General features: G+C 59.8%; 17 protein-coding genes. 4 read left to right on the plus strand and 13 right to left on the minus strand.

Annotated elements, in window-relative coordinates:
* The first annotated feature begins 15 nt into the window (after positions 1–15).
* Both OKA05_RS15760 and OKA05_RS15765 read left to right on the plus strand, forming a co-directional pair.
* Positions 16–357, plus strand: coding sequence for a zinc ribbon domain-containing protein YjdM (locus OKA05_RS15760; RefSeq protein WP_264488128.1), 342 nt, complete (start codon positions 16–18; stop codon positions 355–357).
* Between the two features lie 18 nt (positions 358–375).
* Positions 376–1,233, plus strand: coding sequence for a tRNA1(Val) (adenine(37)-N6)-methyltransferase (locus OKA05_RS15765; RefSeq protein ID WP_264488129.1), 858 nt, complete (start codon positions 376–378; stop codon positions 1,231–1,233).
* Between the two features lie 7 nt (positions 1,234–1,240).
* Here OKA05_RS15765 and OKA05_RS15770 read toward each other — a convergent pair whose 3' ends face one another.
* The 4 genes from OKA05_RS15770 to OKA05_RS15785 form a co-directional block, all read right to left on the minus strand.
* Entirely contained in the window at positions 1,241–1,471 is a 231-nt protein-coding gene (locus OKA05_RS15770; protein ID WP_264488130.1) for a DUF4287 domain-containing protein, read from the minus strand.
* A gap of 28 nt (positions 1,472–1,499) precedes the next feature.
* Entirely contained in the window at positions 1,500–1,934 is a 435-nt protein-coding gene (locus OKA05_RS15775; protein WP_264488131.1) for a DoxX family protein, read from the minus strand.
* 12 nt (positions 1,935–1,946) lie between these two features.
* A complete protein-coding gene (locus tag OKA05_RS15780; RefSeq protein ID WP_264488132.1) occupies positions 1,947–2,414 on the minus strand; it encodes a helix-turn-helix domain-containing protein in 468 nt (155 codons plus the stop codon).
* A gap of 320 nt (positions 2,415–2,734) precedes the next feature.
* On the minus strand, positions 2,735–3,196 hold the full coding sequence (locus tag OKA05_RS15785; protein ID WP_264488133.1) for a cupin domain-containing protein: 462 nt from the start codon (positions 3,194–3,196) through the stop codon (positions 2,735–2,737).
* Between the two features lie 108 nt (positions 3,197–3,304).
* Between OKA05_RS15785 and OKA05_RS15790 the strand changes: the two genes are divergently transcribed.
* Entirely contained in the window at positions 3,305–3,484 is a 180-nt protein-coding gene (locus OKA05_RS15790; RefSeq protein ID WP_264488134.1) for a type 2 periplasmic-binding domain-containing protein, read from the plus strand.
* Positions 3,485–3,497: 13 nt separating this feature from the next.
* Here the strand turns inward: OKA05_RS15790 and OKA05_RS15795 are convergent, their stop codons facing one another.
* The 8 genes from OKA05_RS15795 to OKA05_RS15830 all read right to left on the minus strand — a co-directional run bounded on the left by OKA05_RS15795 (position 3,498) and on the right by OKA05_RS15830 (position 9,453).
* Positions 3,498–3,965: a CYTH domain-containing protein gene (locus OKA05_RS15795; protein WP_264488135.1), complete on the minus strand. Its 468-nt coding sequence runs from the start codon at positions 3,963–3,965 to the stop codon at positions 3,498–3,500.
* A complete protein-coding gene (locus OKA05_RS15800) occupies positions 3,955–4,569 on the minus strand; it encodes a DUF2238 domain-containing protein (RefSeq protein ID WP_264488136.1) in 615 nt (204 codons plus the stop codon). Before OKA05_RS15800 ends, OKA05_RS15795 begins: the two co-directional genes overlap by 11 nt.
* A 36-nt stretch (positions 4,570–4,605) precedes the next feature.
* A complete protein-coding gene (locus OKA05_RS15805; RefSeq protein WP_264488137.1) occupies positions 4,606–5,055 on the minus strand; it encodes a YciI family protein in 450 nt (149 codons plus the stop codon).
* A gap of 171 nt (positions 5,056–5,226) precedes the next feature.
* Positions 5,227–5,871, minus strand: coding sequence for a dihydrofolate reductase family protein (locus tag OKA05_RS15810; RefSeq protein WP_264488138.1), 645 nt, complete (start codon positions 5,869–5,871; stop codon positions 5,227–5,229).
* Positions 5,872–5,909: 38 nt separating this feature from the next.
* Complete coding sequence (locus OKA05_RS15815) at positions 5,910–6,308, minus strand: YciI family protein (RefSeq protein ID WP_264488139.1); 399 nt, start codon at positions 6,306–6,308, stop codon at positions 5,910–5,912.
* A 29-nt stretch (positions 6,309–6,337) separates the two neighbouring features.
* Positions 6,338–6,781 carry a YciI family protein gene (locus OKA05_RS15820; RefSeq protein WP_264488140.1) on the minus strand — a complete coding sequence of 148 codons (444 nt, stop codon included), beginning with the start codon at positions 6,779–6,781 and terminating at the stop codon, positions 6,338–6,340.
* A 90-nt stretch (positions 6,782–6,871) separates the two neighbouring features.
* On the minus strand, positions 6,872–8,131 hold the full coding sequence (locus tag OKA05_RS15825; protein WP_264488141.1) for an RNA polymerase sigma factor: 1,260 nt from the start codon (positions 8,129–8,131) through the stop codon (positions 6,872–6,874).
* Positions 8,132–8,265: 134 nt separating this feature from the next.
* Positions 8,266–9,453, minus strand: a complete 1,188-nt coding sequence (locus OKA05_RS15830) for a lanthionine synthetase LanC family protein (RefSeq protein ID WP_264488142.1) — start codon at positions 9,451–9,453, stop codon at positions 8,266–8,268.
* 337 nt (positions 9,454–9,790) lie between these two features.
* Between OKA05_RS15830 and OKA05_RS15835 the strand changes: the two genes are divergently transcribed.
* Complete coding sequence (locus tag OKA05_RS15835; RefSeq protein WP_264488143.1) at positions 9,791–10,459, plus strand: YceH family protein; 669 nt, start codon at positions 9,791–9,793, stop codon at positions 10,457–10,459.
* A 198-nt stretch (positions 10,460–10,657) separates the two neighbouring features.
* On the opposite strand, the gene OKA05_RS15840 is transcribed toward OKA05_RS15835, so the two are convergent.
* Positions 10,658–14,629, minus strand: a complete 3,972-nt coding sequence (locus tag OKA05_RS15840) for an ATP-binding protein (RefSeq protein WP_264488144.1) — start codon at positions 14,627–14,629, stop codon at positions 10,658–10,660.
* Positions 14,630–14,726: the final 97 nt, after the last annotated feature.

The following is a 14,726-nucleotide window of genomic DNA, read 5'->3' on the forward strand; positions in this document are numbered from 1 at the left end:
TCTTGTTCGGCCGCCATGGCCGACACGACGACCTGCCCGCTCTGCGAGATGACCGAGATCCTCACCACGGATCTCCATCACGAATGCCTGACCTGTGGCCACGAGTGGGACGATGCCCCGGCGGAAGAAACGGCTGCGACCCGTGTGGTCAAGGATGCGTATGGCAATGTCCTCGCCGATGGAGATGTGGTCGCCATGATCAAGGACCTCAAGCTCGGTGGCACCTCGCAGGTGCTGAAGACCGGCACCAAGTCGAAGCCGATCCGGCTGGTCGATGGCGACCATGAGATCGCCTGCCGCATGGACGGCATGTCGATCGCGCTGAAGGCGATGTATGTGAAGAAGGTGGTGGATTAGTTTTTCCTTCACGCAATCATGGATTACTGGCTGGAAGAACGGCAGCGCTTGGAGCAGGAACTCGGCGAGCGCATCACGCTCGATGCGCTCACCGGGCCGAATGGCCTCGACCGCGAACCGTGGCGGGACGATGCCGGCGGTGAGGCGGGCTGGTTGATCGCCCAGCGGAAAAAGGGCCACCGGCATTCCGCCGATGACGTGCTCACCGCGTGGTATGCGCTGCAGGTCTCGCCGAAGGTAAGCGAGCATCTTGATCTCGGCACCGGTATCGGTACCGTCGGCCTGCTGACGCTGTGGGGCATGGGGCCAGAGGCGCGGCTGACCTGTGTCGAAGCGCAGGAGATCAGCTACCGGCTACTCCAGTCGAACCTCGATGCCAATGGCCTTCGCCATCGCGTGGACTGTTCCCACGGCGACCTGCGGGACCTGGTGCTGGAGAAGAAGTTTCCATTGATCACCGGCAGTCCGCCGTATTTCCCGACGAGTGCCGGCGTGGTGCCACAGGACTCGCAGAAGGCCCATGCCCGCTTTGAGTTGCGCGGCGATGTCTCGGACTATGCCAAGGCCGCCGTGAAGCATCTCGCGCCCGGTGGCTGGTTTGTCCTGTGCTTTCCCTCGCCGCAGAAGCAGCGCGCGCTCGATGGCATCGCGGCCGCCGGGCTTGCCGTGGTGAAGCTGCGCGATGTGATCCCGCGGGAAACCTTGCCAGCCTTGTTCACGCTGTTCGCCTGCCGGCATCGCGATGAAGTCGATAAGCCGATGCTCGTCGAAGAGCCGCTTATCGTGCGCGAGGAAAGCGGCCGTCTAACAGCCTCGATGGCGGCAGTGCGGCGTGGCTTCGGTTTCTCCGATGGCATCGCTCACGGTGGACACTGAGATTTGCTCAGGCGCTGTCTTCGCTCTTCGTGCCCTTCAGGAGAGCATGGATGGCCATCGCATGGCCGTGTCCCATCTGGAAATCCTCTTTCAACCACAGGACGATATCGCCCGCTTTGACGCCGGCAGCTAGCTGCCCGTTGTGGGTGAATCCTTTTTCTTCCGCGAGCGCCCGGAAGTCGGCAGGGGATTTGCCGGTGTTGACCTCGATGTTCCGAAGGTAGGATTGGTAGGACATGGATGATGGTTTGTCAGAGTGAGTGTGCTCACGGCCGCTTTAACATCCAGCCGGCAATGCTCGGATACCGAAGCAACAGTCCCAGCCAAGCCAGCACGCCGAATCCCACGGCAAAAACGACGGGGAATGAACCGGTCCGCTGGAGAACGTGCGTCGCCGCCGCCCCGCCGAGATAGCCCGTCAAAAGAACGGCGCCCAGGATGGAGGTTCTCGGGACCACGTAGAAGGCCGTGCAAACGAGCAGCAGCAGGCCGATGCCGTTGGCCATCTCCGGACTGATTCCCATTTTCTGGCAGGCCTCCATTACCGGCTTTACCCGCAGCACCTTGGTGATCCCGTCGAAGGCTAGGAACAGCACGACAAGGGATTTGATGACAGTGGCGGTTCTCGGCATCGCCTTGAATGCCGGGGCACCTTGGCCCGAGAGTTGGGGAATTGAGTCCTGATTCATGATCACCACCACCCCTATAGCGGACTAGGCACGATCCCTATTGTATAAAAGCGACAGTTGTTCCTGCTCCCGCGCGATCCGGGCCGGGCTCAGTCCCACGAACCTCTTCAACGAGCGGGTGAGATGCGCTTGGTCGTAGTAGCCGGCTTCGTGAACCACATCGAGGATGGGCGCTCCTTGCTTCAAGCTCAACGTCGCCTGTCGCGCCCGTTCGATCTGGTGGATCGCGCCGCAAGTCAGCCCGGTGATCCGGAGAACGCGCCGCTGTTCGGTCCGAGTGGTGATATCCTGGAGCTCTCCGCGGATGGCAGCCTTCACAATGCGATCTTCCTGGACCACTCCTCGCCGCACTAGGCGCTCCACGAACGTCTCAACGTTTTCGAAGGTCGGAATTTCCCATGACGATCCGTCCAGCCAGAACGATTTCCCGGTGGCATTCGGCAGGATGACGTCGTTGCGGTCCCGAAGTTCGTCGCAGCGGATCTGCGGCATGAATGTGCCCACCTTGAAGCGCACTCCGAATCACTCGCCATTCGCAGGCAGGTCTGCCATGGTGGCCATAGTTTCTGGTCCATGGACGACGACCGTGGTTTCGCCATTCATCCGGAAGAAAACCAAATCCCAGTCGCACGTCGCAATGGAGTGGAAGACCCCCGGGCGATCACTGTGGCTCCGCCAGATCCTCTCGATGAAAGGAGAGTCGGATGGGCGATCCTCGAACGTGATCAGCATTTCATTTCCATGCTCCCGGGCAGCAGTGGCGTCAAGGACATGAAGACGGGACGCACCCGACAATCGCCCGTGCTATGCGGTCATTCCTTGGGCGGCCACACCACACCGTCCAATTCCTCAGGCAACTGGGTCGGATCCTGTGGATAGATCAGCGAGAGATCCATGTCCGAGAGCGAGCCCTTGAGAAACTCCATCTCCTCCGGCGCGCCGATGATCAACCACAGCACCTCTTCATCGCGATCATTGAAGACCTGGCGCAATTGGTCCGGCCCGACCAGCACGCCGCCGTGTTTCGGCACGGTCACGGTGTCCCCACCGATCCGGATGCGGCCGGTGCCTTCGAGCACGAAGTAGAACTCCTCCGCTCGGATGTGCTTGTGCAGGGTGTTCGCGCTCTGCGGGGGCATCCGCCACAGCCGTGCGCCCATGTTTTCGCTTCCCGTCCGCTCGAGGAAATCGGCGTTGGGAATTTTCATCAGGTTCGACGGTCGCCAATGGAGGTCGTCCGGAGTGATGAGCTGATAGCCGGAGAAGGTCTTCATGAGGGATTGCCATGAGCTAATCCCTTCCGTCGTTTCCGGCAAGGTCCTAGCTGGCTTGCGACGACTTGAAGCTGCGCGCACCGGGCTCGGCATCGCGGTCCAGCCGCATTGGCCATCCTCGAAGACCTCGAGGCGGGACGCCTTGTTCGCGTGCTGCTGTCGTGGCGGCCGAAGGATCTGCCCGTGCACGTCGTCTATGCCGGCCACCGCCTGCTACCGACCCGCGCAAGGGCCTTCGTAGACTTCGCGGTCGAGTTCATGAAGCAGGAGCTGGCGGCGGGAGGGTGATCCCCTCATCGCTTCACGCTCCCCACTCCGACCATGGCTGCCGGGCGAGGCTGGCATTGTAATACCGAGGGTCGTCGGAGACCTCGCCACCGAGCCACTCCGGGTGATCGAATTCCTCGTCTGCATCCTCCAGTTCGATCTCCGCGACCACGAGGCCTGCGTTGGCTCCGAGAAACTCGTCGACCTCCCACAGGTGCGCCCCGTGCTGGCGTTCGTGGCGAATCTTGTCCACCGGCGACGGCACGCAGAGGTCGAGCAATGCCCGCGCGTCATCCAGCGGGATGGCGTATTCGAATTCCTGCCGCGATACGCCGGAGGTGGCGCCCTTGATCGTGAGGAAGGCTTTCTCCCCGGCGATCCGCACGCGCACCGTGCGGCCGGGATCGAGGCTCAGGTAGCCTTGGCAAATCCGCATGCCGGGAGGGCCTTCGCGCCAGGCGTCGGAGGTGACCAGGAACTTGCGCTCGGTTTCAGTGGCCATGGAGTTTCGCGATGGATCGGTCGTGGAGGGGCTTGAAAAGGAACAAGGAGATCAGCGAACCGATTCCCGCAAGGAACATATCCATCTGGGTGTCCCAAGGGTCGCCCTGGGTACCGAGGAAGGACTCCGCTGCCTCCGCCGAGATGAGGGCGGCGGCCCATTCCACCAGCTCGTAGCAAGCGCTGAAGGCGAGGCAGAAGGAGATCACCGTGAAGTGCAGCCAGCCGCGCCGTGCGAACACATCATTCCGGATCAGGATCTCGCTGGTCACCAGCGCGGGCACGATCCCTTGGAACAGGTGGCCGATGCGGTCGTAGTGATTCCGCGTGAAGCCGCACCACTCCTTCATCCAGTCACCGAGTGGCGTCAGCGCATAGGTGTAGTGGCCCCCTACGAGGAGCAGCACCATGTGCAGGGCGATCCATACGAGCACGAAGCTGGAAAACCGCCAACCTTTCCGTGCAGCAATGGCCAGCGCGATGAAGCCGATGAAGACCGGCGTCACCTCCAGCCACCACGTCACCCGGTCGTGGGGCCGCCACGCGGACCACGCGATCCATGGCAGGATGAACAGGAGCAGCAGCAGGTTCGGACGGGATGCCATCGCTCACGAGCTTTGGCATCCCGGTCGCGACGCCAATCAAATTCCAATGGCTTCCGCTTGGGCCTCCGCTTTCGCCTCCGCCGCGCGGCCGAGCATGCGGTAGAGATGCGGGCAGGTGCTCGCGGTCGGCCGCACCTCGGTGGTCAGGCCGTAGTCGAGCATCGGATTGGAACGGGCGATCGCCACCGCTTCCTCCAAGCTCTCCACCGCGAGCAGCACGTAGCCGCCGACCGCTTCCTTGGCCTCGATGAAGGGCCCGTCGGTCACGGTATTGCCGCCCTCGCCGGTGATCACCACGCTCTGCTCCATCAGCGGCTGCGCCCCGAGGATCTTGCCGGCGGCGGTCAAGCGGTCGAACCACTCGTTGACCCGGCTCATTACCTGGCGCAGCTCGTCTTCCGAATAGCCGCCTTCCGCCCAGTTAGTCTTGCGGAAAAGCAGCAGGTGGCCGGTCACTTGAGGCGGGGTCGTCATTTCGAGGCTCATGGCGTGAAGATGGAGGTTGATTGACTGATTTCAAGACAACGACGAACGCGAGGGACCGGCGAGGACAGGCTTTTGGAAAAAATGTGCGGATTGGGCCGGACGGGGATGTAGCCCGCCGTCCTCGTGGCTTCCGCGTTCTCACGAACGCGCCTACGGTTGCCAGGCACCTCCTCACCCCCTCGCTATTACCAAGTGCATGGCGCCAGGGCTCGTCACGTGTTCCGTGCATTTGTAACCGAGCTTCAAGAGATCGATTCCGGCGAAGAGGCTTTCACCGCTGCCGAGAATAACCGGTGTCACGGCGACGTGGAGCTCGTCTACCAGTCCAGCCTGAAGGTATTGCCGGATCGTCGCCGCCCCGCCACCGATGCGTATGTCCAGCCCCCCGGCCGCGGCCTTGGCTCGCTCCAGAGCGGCGTGGATGCCGTCCGTGACGAAATGAAAGGTCGTGCCGCCCTCCATCTGGATCGGTGGGCGCGGATGGTGGGTGAGCACGAAGACCGGCGTGTGATACGGCGGATCGTCACCCCACCAGCCCTTCCATTGGTCATCCGGCCACTCGCCGCGGATGGGCCCGAACATGTTGCGGCCGAGGATCCACGCGCCGAGGCGGTCCATGCCGCGTTCGGCGAAGTCATTGTCCACGCCGGTGGTGCCGTCCTCTTCGCCTTGCATCCGTTGGAAAACGCGTGTGGGAATGAACCACTCGTGAAGATTCATGCCGCCGATTCCCATGGGGTGATCGATGCTTTGGCTCGGGCCGGCTCCGAATCCGTCGAGAGACAATCCGAAGCAATTAACGCGTAGCTTGGACATGGTGGTGTTCCTTGGTGGTAGGTGTCTTCAGCTTGCTTCTATTCCGCCTTGGTTTCAGCGCGTCTCTGTTCGCTCTCGCGGATCATTTCGCTGAGATCTGCGGCAGGGCGAATCTCGAACGGCCCGGCCTTCACGCCCGGGTGCTTCGACATGATCTGGATGGCGTGATTCAAATCGCGGGCTTCGAGGATCAAGATGCCGCCGATCTGTTCCTTCGTCTCGGCGTAGGGTCCATCGGTGATGGACACCTTGCCGTCTTTCCAACGCAAGGTCGCGGCCATCTGCGGCGGCTGCAATGCCTCGCCGCCGGCGAAGTGGCCCTTCTCCCGCAACTCGTCGTCATAGGTGAAGCACTCGTCCACCATCGCGTTGCGCTCGGTTTCAGAGAAGTTCTCGAATTTGTTCGGCTCGATGTAGCCGAGGCAGATGTATTTCATGGTCGTTGTTCCTTTCGGTTAGGACGGTCTCACTCGCCTTGCTGCTTCTCCGCGACTCGCGTGCGGGCTGACTGGATGGCCTCCTGCACGTCTTCGCCGAACTCAGCGAAATCGAAGATCTCGCGGATCTCGATCACGTCGCCCTCCTTGGCGGGGCAGCGCCGGGCCCACTCCACGGCTTCCTCTTTCGAATTCAACTGGAGGATCCAATAGCCACCGAGCACTTCCTTGGCCTCGATGAAGGGGCCATCGGTGACGACGGGCTGGCCTTTGCTGAAGGCGACGCGTGCTCCCTTCGACAAGGGATGCAGGCCGTCGAGCGCGATCAGCGCTCCGGCTTTGCCCAGCTCCTCGTTGAACTTGATCATCGGGGACATATCCTCCAGCGGCGGCGCAAAGTCATCGCCGGCCCGCTCTGAATCCGGGGTCGATGGCTGATAGACGTGGGGAATCATCATCATCAAGAATCTCATTTTCGGTAGGTTGGTTGGTGATTTTGAGGGCGTGAATCGTGCCCTCTCATCCACTGGTCGATTGGCGGCGGCGGAATTCGACAGCGATCTTCATTTTTTTTCGCCCAGCTCCTGGAGCCGTTTTTCAAGGAAGCGCCGCTCCGGTTCCTGTTGGCTGAGCGCCAAGGCCTTTTGATAGGCGGCACGTGCCTCCACCAAGTTTCCCAGCCGGCGATGCAAATCCGCGCGGGCCGAATGCGCGAGATGATAGTCCGCCAATTCGCCGCGGGCGAGAATGGCATCGATCAGCGTTAAGCCCGCCTCCGGTCCATCGCGCATTGCCACCGCCACGGCGCGATTCAACTCCACCACGGGCGAGACCTCGCTGCCTGCCAGCACCGTGTAGAGCGCGACGATCTGCGGCCAATCGGTGGCGGCGGCATCGGAGGCTTCGGCATGCACCGCAGCAATCGCTGCCTGCAACGTGTAGGGGCCGAATCGCTGCGAGCGCGATGCCCGCTCCACCAGCGCGATCCCTTCGGCGATCTGCTCGCGGTTCCACAGCTCGCGATCCTGTTGCTCTAACAGGATCAGTTCACCCGTGGACGAGGTCCGGGCCGCGCGCCGCGATTCCTGCAAGAGCATCAACGCAAGCAGGCCCATCACCTCCGGCTCCGGCAGCAGCTCCACCAGCACGCGCCCCAGCCGGATCGCCTCGCCGGATAGGTCCGTCCGCATCAGCGACTCCCCGGAGGAAGCGTAGTAACCCTCGTTGAACACCAGATAGACCACCTGCAGCACCGGACCCAGGCGGCCCGGCAATTCCTCCGGCGGCGGCACCTGATAGGGGAGTCTTTCGTCGCGGATCTTCGCCTTCGCCCGCACGATCCTTTGGGCGAGGGTCGGCGGGGTTGTTAGGAAAGCGCGAGCGATCTCTTCCGTCGTCAGGCCGCAGACTTCGCGCAAGGTCAGCGCCACGCGGCCCTCCGGTGCCAAGGCGGGATGGCAACAGGTGAAGATCAGCCGCAAGCGGTCGTCCTCCACGCTTTCGTCGGACCCGACCGTGGCATCGTGGCTGCCGGTCTCGAGTTGCTCCGCGATCTTTTCCTGCGAGGCATCGAACCGTGCGCGACGGCGCAGCGTATCGATGGCCTTGAAGCGCCCCGTGGAAACCAGCCACGCGCGCGGCTGCTCAGGCACGCCGCCCTGCGGCCACTGCTCCAGCGCGGCGGCGAAGGCGTCGTGCATCGCGTCCTCGGCCAGATCGAAATCACCGAGCAGCCGGATCAGCGTGGCGAGGATGCGCCCGGACTCCGCGCGATACACGGCATCCAGACGTTCCCGCACTTCTTCCACTGAGCATTCCGGCATGGGAGGAAAGCTACTGGAGGGATCCGGGCGGAACTCAATGCGAAATCGTCACCCTGCTAACGGTGAGTTGATGGAGCCGTCGGGGCTGCATGCGATATTCCGTGAGTAGGGATGGCGGCGACTGCGGCGTGACGTTAGGACGCCCGATCCCGCCACGGGCCCATGAGCGCGGAGGGCACTTCTCCTGCGCTCTCGCATCGCAGCAGGAAGTAGCCGGTGCCTGAGGCACCAAACAGGAAGTCCGGCGAGAACAGGCCGGGTTCGTCCGTGGGCCAGGCGTCGCCTTCGGAAAGGGCGGCGCGGTAGGTGAGGATCTTTTCGCCGAACTCGCGGGCACGGAGCTTCCACGCGTCCTCTCCGGTGACGCGGAATAGCTCCAGCAGCAACTCGCCGCCGCTTGCCAGGCCGGTGCAGATGGTGGGGTTCTGCCGGTGATCGCCGTAGTGATAGGTGGCTTCACCGGCCATCCGGGCGGCGTGGAGCAGGCGGGGTTCATCGAGCATTTCCCAAGCCCGCAGGAATGCCGGGCCGATGCCGGCGGCGCCGTGGCTCCACTGGCAGCGCGAGAGTTCCCCGGTGCCGAGCAGGGGCGTCCAATTCCAGCCTCCATGCGCAGGCCGCGCGTCGGCGATCAGGGTGTCGAAGAGTTCCAGCGACGCTTGTTTCCACCGCTCGTCGCGCGATGCCTCGAACAGGGCGGCGAGGAAAAACGCGACCCCGGAGATGCCGTGGGCAAAGCCCGTGTAAGGCACCGCGCCGAACCCGCCGTCCGGCCGCGGGAGGCAGTGGCATCCGGACCCTTCGCGGGTCATCTGGGCCAGCAGCCAGTCGCCACAATGTTCCGCTCCCGCCAGCAGATGCAGTTCGGCGGTGCGTTGCCAGACCGTGAGGAGATACCAGCCATTCGAGGCGGCGCCGCCCAGCATGTCGGTGAACGGGCCCGGATCCTCCTGCAGGATGGCCGAGGTCACCCGCTCGCACAGCGCTGCGATCCGCGGCGAGGCATCCTGCAGGCCGGTCCGCCACGCGGCAAAGGCAGCGCCCGCCTTGCCGATGCAGAGTCCCCGCACCGGCCCCTTCCGCTCCGGATCCGCGCACCACTCGAGCGCCGCCTGCGCCAGCTCCAACGCCTCCGCATTCCCGCGCCGCCGCCCGTAGGCCGCGAGAAACAGGGGAATCCCACCGACTCCATTGAACAAGCTGGCGTCATACTGCGGCTTGTTCTCGTAATCCACCGTCCGCCACCGGCACGAGCCGCTGTCACGCTCCGCGGTCCGGCGGATGAAGTCATAGACGGAATCCGGGCCGTTGATGGGGAGCATGCGGATGAGTAGGGGACAAGAGGGAACTTCCGCAAGTTTTCAAAGTCTTCGTCATCGGGGACGGTAAGCCCGCCACGGTGGGAAAATTCAAGATTCAAGGACTGACCCAGGTGACCCGGTGGAGACCAGGCCAACGCAGCAGATCCCCCGCCGCATTCAAGACGATTTCCGACACAGTCCCGCCACCTGAACAACCCACCCCGCGGCTAGGAATTATGGGAAATGTTTCGAGCCGGGGACTGACCTCATCTATTTCCGTCATGAAGAGACAGGCATTGCGTCCGTGTGCTTTCTCGTGGTGCCTCAGGGTCCACTGTCCTCACACTTCGGCGCGACCATGCAGCACTTCCCTGAAATCCAGCTCACCTTTCAAGAAGCCAGAGTCCTCGGCTGCTTGTTGGAAAAGGAAATCCTCACGCCCGACAGCTACCCGCTCACGCCCAACTCCCTGCTGCTGGCCTGCAATCAGACCACCAGCCGGGACCCCGTCACCTGCTTCACCGGAGACGAAGTGGCGGAGGCCCTGCGCGGACTTTCGGGGAAATACCTCGTCGAAAAGAACCTTGGCGGCCGTACCCCGAAGTTCGAACACTGCATCCAGGACGTGCTGAGCATGCAGCGGAGCGAGCGCGCCGTCCTGACCGTCCTGCTGCTTCGCGGTCCCCAGAGCGCCGGGGAAATCCGCCAGCGCACCGATCGGCTGCACACCTTCTCCTCCCTGGAGGATGTGGAAGAGACGCTCACGTGGTTCATCGACTACCCGCACGGTCCGCTTGTCCGCCGTATCCCCGTCGGCGAAGGCCGCCGGGTCGAGACCTTCGTCCACCTCCTTTCACCCGCCGCCGCAGACGGCTCCTCCGGCACCGTCACCCCTTCCGCCGCCGCCGACACTCCTGCGGAGAACGATTGGCGTGCCGCCATCGAGGCGCGACTCGCCAGCCTCGAGGCCGAGATCGCAGAGCTCAAAGCCGGCCATGCACCGCGATCCGACGATGGGAATCCGTGAGAGTGTTGCGCCTTGTTAGGCTTCAACGCTTGAGAGTCGGGGCCGCATCCCATCGAGATCCCGTCGATTGAATTTCTTTATAAAGGAACAGGCATTTTGCCGGACCTTTAGCCACAAACCAGAGCATCAGGATGGGTGGTCGCACGGCAGGTTTGAGCCTGACAGATTCAAATTTCAAGGACTGCCTCCCGGGGCGCATTAAGCGAATGCGCGAATGAAGTCTTTCACTTCTTCCACCATCCGCACTTCTCCGAGATCGTCGAGGTAGTCGAGGTAGTCGAGGTCCGAAGTATCACCAGATGATAAGGTGTCGTTTAGGGCTGATATTTTACTGGCAGGGAGAAGATTGGCGATTGCCGAATTAAGCTTGTCGCGGACGTTATCGAAGGTGGCCAGATAGATCAACGCATTGAGAACGGAACGATCCGCGTTGATGGCGAGAGATTCGGTAAGTTTTAAAATGCGTGCATCGGATGACCTCGCAACCAAAGTCAACACAAGCCAGCATGCGACTTCTGAACTCACTGACCCGACGTTTTCGTCGGCGATAAGATCCAGTTGCCGTTCTTCTAAAAATTCACTCTGAAAATAAAGGGCTTTTGCTGAGAGTCGTTGAAATATTGGGTTTCCCTCGCCAATCGCAATCTCCACGATCTTGTCGCGACGAGCAGGGGAGCCGTGCTTGACCATTGATTGCAACAGCGTCATTCTGACGCTGTTGTTGTCGCTCTTCTTAAGCGACTTGATAATTCGCTTATAAGCGTCATTACTGAGAGTCGCTTGAGCGAGCAAGAGTTTGGCCGCTTTTTCCGCGATTGGGTACTCCACGTCATCTTGGCCATGGTGGTCGGGAGTCCATGTGTCGAAGGTTAGGTCTATTAGTGCGTCCGTATGGCTGTCGTGAGGTCTTTCTTCCAGCATGGCTACAAGGCGCTTGCGGACAAGGCTGCTGCTATCTCTCCTCATGTCTCGTAATTCTGGCGGCAATGGTGTCGATGATTTGGAGAAAAATGCGTTCATCGCCGTTACTCGGCAACGAGCAAATTCGTGGCTCAATCCTACCGTTATCAGGCGTTGGTTGTCCTGAGCGACACCGAGCTCCATGGCTCGATTCACGAGTTCGATGTTCTCTTTTGAGACGTTATGAGTAGTTGTCAGAATCCGATCAATCCGGTTCGAAACGTTGTCGCCGCATCGAGCAAGCACCCTAGCAACGCCGAGATTAAGTTCCGGTCGCGCTGAGTCAGGAATGGATCGGAGTATGTTGGCCGAGCGTGGAGAAGCTTCCGCATTGGGGAAATCCAAGATCAGGTGGATCGCTTGAGCCAAATCATCCCCCGCTTCAGCAGTGTGTTTTTCGATGACGGCAAGTTGGGCTGCGGTCGTCTGTTCGTCGGCTTGCAGGGACTCTTTCATATCCGTCGCCAGCTCAAGTTTTCGCTCCACAGAGAGTCCCCCAGATTCTGAAAACAACTTGCTAACAAGAGCGGGTGCGTGAACGAGTGCCGTTGACGCAGCGCTGGCACGTATTGACCGGTCGTCAGATCCCTCTCTTAGTCGCACTTCTAGAAGTTCTGCCAGCGACTGCGTAAAGTGCTTTTTCGCTGCATCCCAAAACAAATTTTCATGCCGATGATTGCTGGCGATAGTTCCGATGGCAATCAACTCAGCCTCATCAAAATCATCGGTTCCATTAACGCAATTGATCCAATCCCAGATAAAGGAATCACGGCGTTGATGATTCGCTAATTTCTGCCACTCACCTGCGTCTCGTCGTGCTACAACGTAGGATTTCAGCACCTCGCCTGCTGTGTAACCGTCTTCGGCTGCGCTTTCCGAGTAGTGATCGGCTGCGTAAGAGTCTAGATCCTCATTGTGGATGGCGAGTTCAAATTTTCGGTCATGAGAGCTGATGACTCTGTCCCATTCATCTGCCGCCTCTGGTATGACACACTCAAAGCCCTCTAGGTCCACCAGTGCGCCATTGATCAATGATTCAGAATTTAAATTGTATCCGTGCCGGATTATTTCGCTGATGCCGGTTCTAAATGCCGAGACGAGATTTGGTGAGAGTTTTGCAACCGATTGATAAAAGCTGCTAGGAAATGAGTTGTGCGCGAAGCCAAGAACGCTTTGTATGAAGGTTGTACATATGGCATGAGTGTGCGGTTCATTTGAAAGCCAATCGTACCAATCCTGAGGTTTTTCCGGTTCCTTCCAAGACCTCATATTGAACCAGTTCTTATCGATCGGGCTCTCATTCAGCCACCTTGCGAGCTCGGCTACAGCACATGTCGGCGATCCAGACTTAGCGGCGAGAGCCAGATCATCTCGAAATGTGGGCTCATTGCGACCCAAGAGCGATATCAACCAATTGTCTATTTTCGCTTGTCTTGTGGAAGGAACTCGAACTTTCAGTTTCTTTATCGGAAATATCGCGGCGCGGATCAGAGCAGCTGTCTCCGTTCCCCAGTCGGTGCCCGTCACTTGATCGAGTTCGATTAGGGAATCAACAAGCTGGCCAATGACGCGCGACGTCTTATTCGCGTTCTTCAACGCTGCTTCTTCCAGCCCGGCTTCAACCCGCGGGTGCGCGTAGCTGATCTCGGCTGCGTTTTGCTTGAGGTTGCCACCAGCAACGAGAAAGCTAACAAAAGGCAGGAGCTTGTCTTCAAGGGTTGGTAATTTCCCGTAGAGGTCGGGTTCCAACTCCTCGAGTGCACCAAATGTGATACGCTTGCGGGCCTTCATAAGCGCCCAGATTACTGCAGCTTGCTCCCAATCGTTGCGTTCCTTGATGCCTAGAATAAGGGTTGTCTCAATGAGTTCTTGTTTGGCCTGGTCGATACAGCGGTGCATGAACGTGGCTTCGGTTTCATCCACTTTCGCTCCCAGTGCCGCGCTGCCGAAAAACCGCTCGATTTCAAGCGGTAGCAAAAGATTCTTTGTCACATCGGCCTTATACTTCAGCGCAGAGATCTGCTCACCGCGTGGCATGGCTTTTAGGCGATTGTCAAAGAGATTGCTTCGATCAGCCTTCCGGTAGTGCCCCTCCGACAGCTCAATGGTGTATCTTTTGTCGAGGGACTTAAGGTCCGCAGCCTTCAAGACATCAGACCGACTTGTGATGACGAACTTTCGATCTGCTGATGCGGAGTGAAGAAACGCATTGATCGCGTCGTTCCAGGGCAATGCCGTTGGCTCCGCTCTATATTTCCCCCAAGGATCTTCAATTTCGTAGACAATCGAGCCTGGCGTGATGTCATTCCGAATTTGCTCTGGGCCTCCGCTGACCTGAACATGTGTCAGATGCGGACTGGCATCTCGGAGTGTCGCAATCAACGCTTTTGCCGTCGTTGTTTTTCCAGTGCCAGATGGACCAGTGATCACAACGGCATTTTTAGCTCCCATGAGCTGTTTGAGTTCTTCCCAGTTTGTCGGCGGCACGAATGCCTGGAGATCTCTCGACACCCCGTCGTATCCGTCGTGATTGCTGACGATGTTGATGACGTCGGCGCGGGTCCAGATGCCACCTCCAGCACCCTTAATGCGGGCGAGAGCTTCTTGTTCAAGTTTCGCGTTACAATTCGCTATTTTGCTGGTCGGAACGCGGAACCGATTGGTCAATAGTTTGTCAATTTGATGCTCAACTTTCTCCATGTCCAAACGACTCCAGACGGCGACTCGCCCGTCAGACGCCGCAGGTAGCGCCTTCGTTATTGTTGCGGGCATTTCCTTCAGGTGATTCCACTGCCACGGGCCTGCGACTGCCAAGTTTCGCGCAACACCGACAAGGTCCGCTGATGTCACAAGAAGGTAGCTGATATTGGGCTCTTTCAGACGATCTCTTGCAGGTTTTCGGATTTTTCCGTGAGCCAGGAGTCTCGTAAGATCTTCAATCTTCCAAGGACCGGTGCTGCGTAGCTTGCATTGCACTACCAGACGTTTTGTGCTGACCGTCATTCCTTGGGTCAAAGCACTTGGTTCGTTTTCGAATTCTGCTTCGAGATCCTCTTCGCTGACAGGCTCCAAGATGATTTGATTAGTGAGCTGTTTGTTAGCAAGTAGATCGAGGGCGAATAGGACGGAAACCTTGAGCTGGTAAAAATATCCCTCCAGTGCGGTGTGAGCACTTGTAGGTTCCACGGTTTCGTCATCCGAAGTTTCCATGAATGGGTCAGGGCTTGTGGATGAACATTCGTGCGGCAGGACGGCAGCGGTAAGCACTTCTATGGGTTATCTGGATATGCTTGAGCTTCCAGTTTCG

It is taken from the genome of Luteolibacter arcticus, from assembly GCF_025950235.1.
Lineage (GTDB): Bacteria > Verrucomicrobiota > Verrucomicrobiia > Verrucomicrobiales > Akkermansiaceae > Haloferula > Haloferula arctica.

Coding starts and splice junctions, on each gene's coding strand:
- OKA05_RS15800 (WP_264488136.1), bottom strand. CDS start 4,569: ATGGCATCCCGTCCGAACCTGCTGCTGCTCCTGTTCATCCTGCCATGG.
- OKA05_RS15770 (WP_264488130.1), bottom strand. CDS start 1,471: ATGTCCTACCAATCCTACCTTCGGAACATCGAGGTCAACACCGGCAAA.
- OKA05_RS15820 (WP_264488140.1), bottom strand. CDS start 6,781: ATGAGATTCTTGATGATGATGATTCCCCACGTCTATCAGCCATCGACC.
- OKA05_RS15835 (WP_264488143.1), top strand. CDS start 9,791: ATGCAGCACTTCCCTGAAATCCAGCTCACCTTTCAAGAAGCCAGAGTC.
- OKA05_RS15785 (WP_264488133.1), bottom strand. CDS start 3,196: ATGAAGACCTTCTCCGGCTATCAGCTCATCACTCCGGACGACCTCCAT.
- OKA05_RS15760 (WP_264488128.1), top strand. CDS start 16: ATGGCCGACACGACGACCTGCCCGCTCTGCGAGATGACCGAGATCCTC.
- OKA05_RS15780 (WP_264488132.1), bottom strand. CDS start 2,414: ATGCCGCAGATCCGCTGCGACGAACTTCGGGACCGCAACGACGTCATC.
- OKA05_RS15830 (WP_264488142.1), bottom strand. CDS start 9,453: ATGCTCCCCATCAACGGCCCGGATTCCGTCTATGACTTCATCCGCCGG.
- OKA05_RS15795 (WP_264488135.1), bottom strand. CDS start 3,965: ATGGCCACTGAAACCGAGCGCAAGTTCCTGGTCACCTCCGACGCCTGG.
- OKA05_RS15805 (WP_264488137.1), bottom strand. CDS start 5,055: ATGAGCCTCGAAATGACGACCCCGCCTCAAGTGACCGGCCACCTGCTG.
- OKA05_RS15815 (WP_264488139.1), bottom strand. CDS start 6,308: ATGAAATACATCTGCCTCGGCTACATCGAGCCGAACAAATTCGAGAAC.
- OKA05_RS15840 (WP_264488144.1), bottom strand. CDS start 14,629: ATGGAAACTTCGGATGACGAAACCGTGGAACCTACAAGTGCTCACACC.
- OKA05_RS15765 (WP_264488129.1), top strand. CDS start 376: ATGGATTACTGGCTGGAAGAACGGCAGCGCTTGGAGCAGGAACTCGGC.
- OKA05_RS15825 (WP_264488141.1), bottom strand. CDS start 8,131: ATGCCGGAATGCTCAGTGGAAGAAGTGCGGGAACGTCTGGATGCCGTG.
- OKA05_RS15810 (WP_264488138.1), bottom strand. CDS start 5,871: ATGTCCAAGCTACGCGTTAATTGCTTCGGATTGTCTCTCGACGGATTC.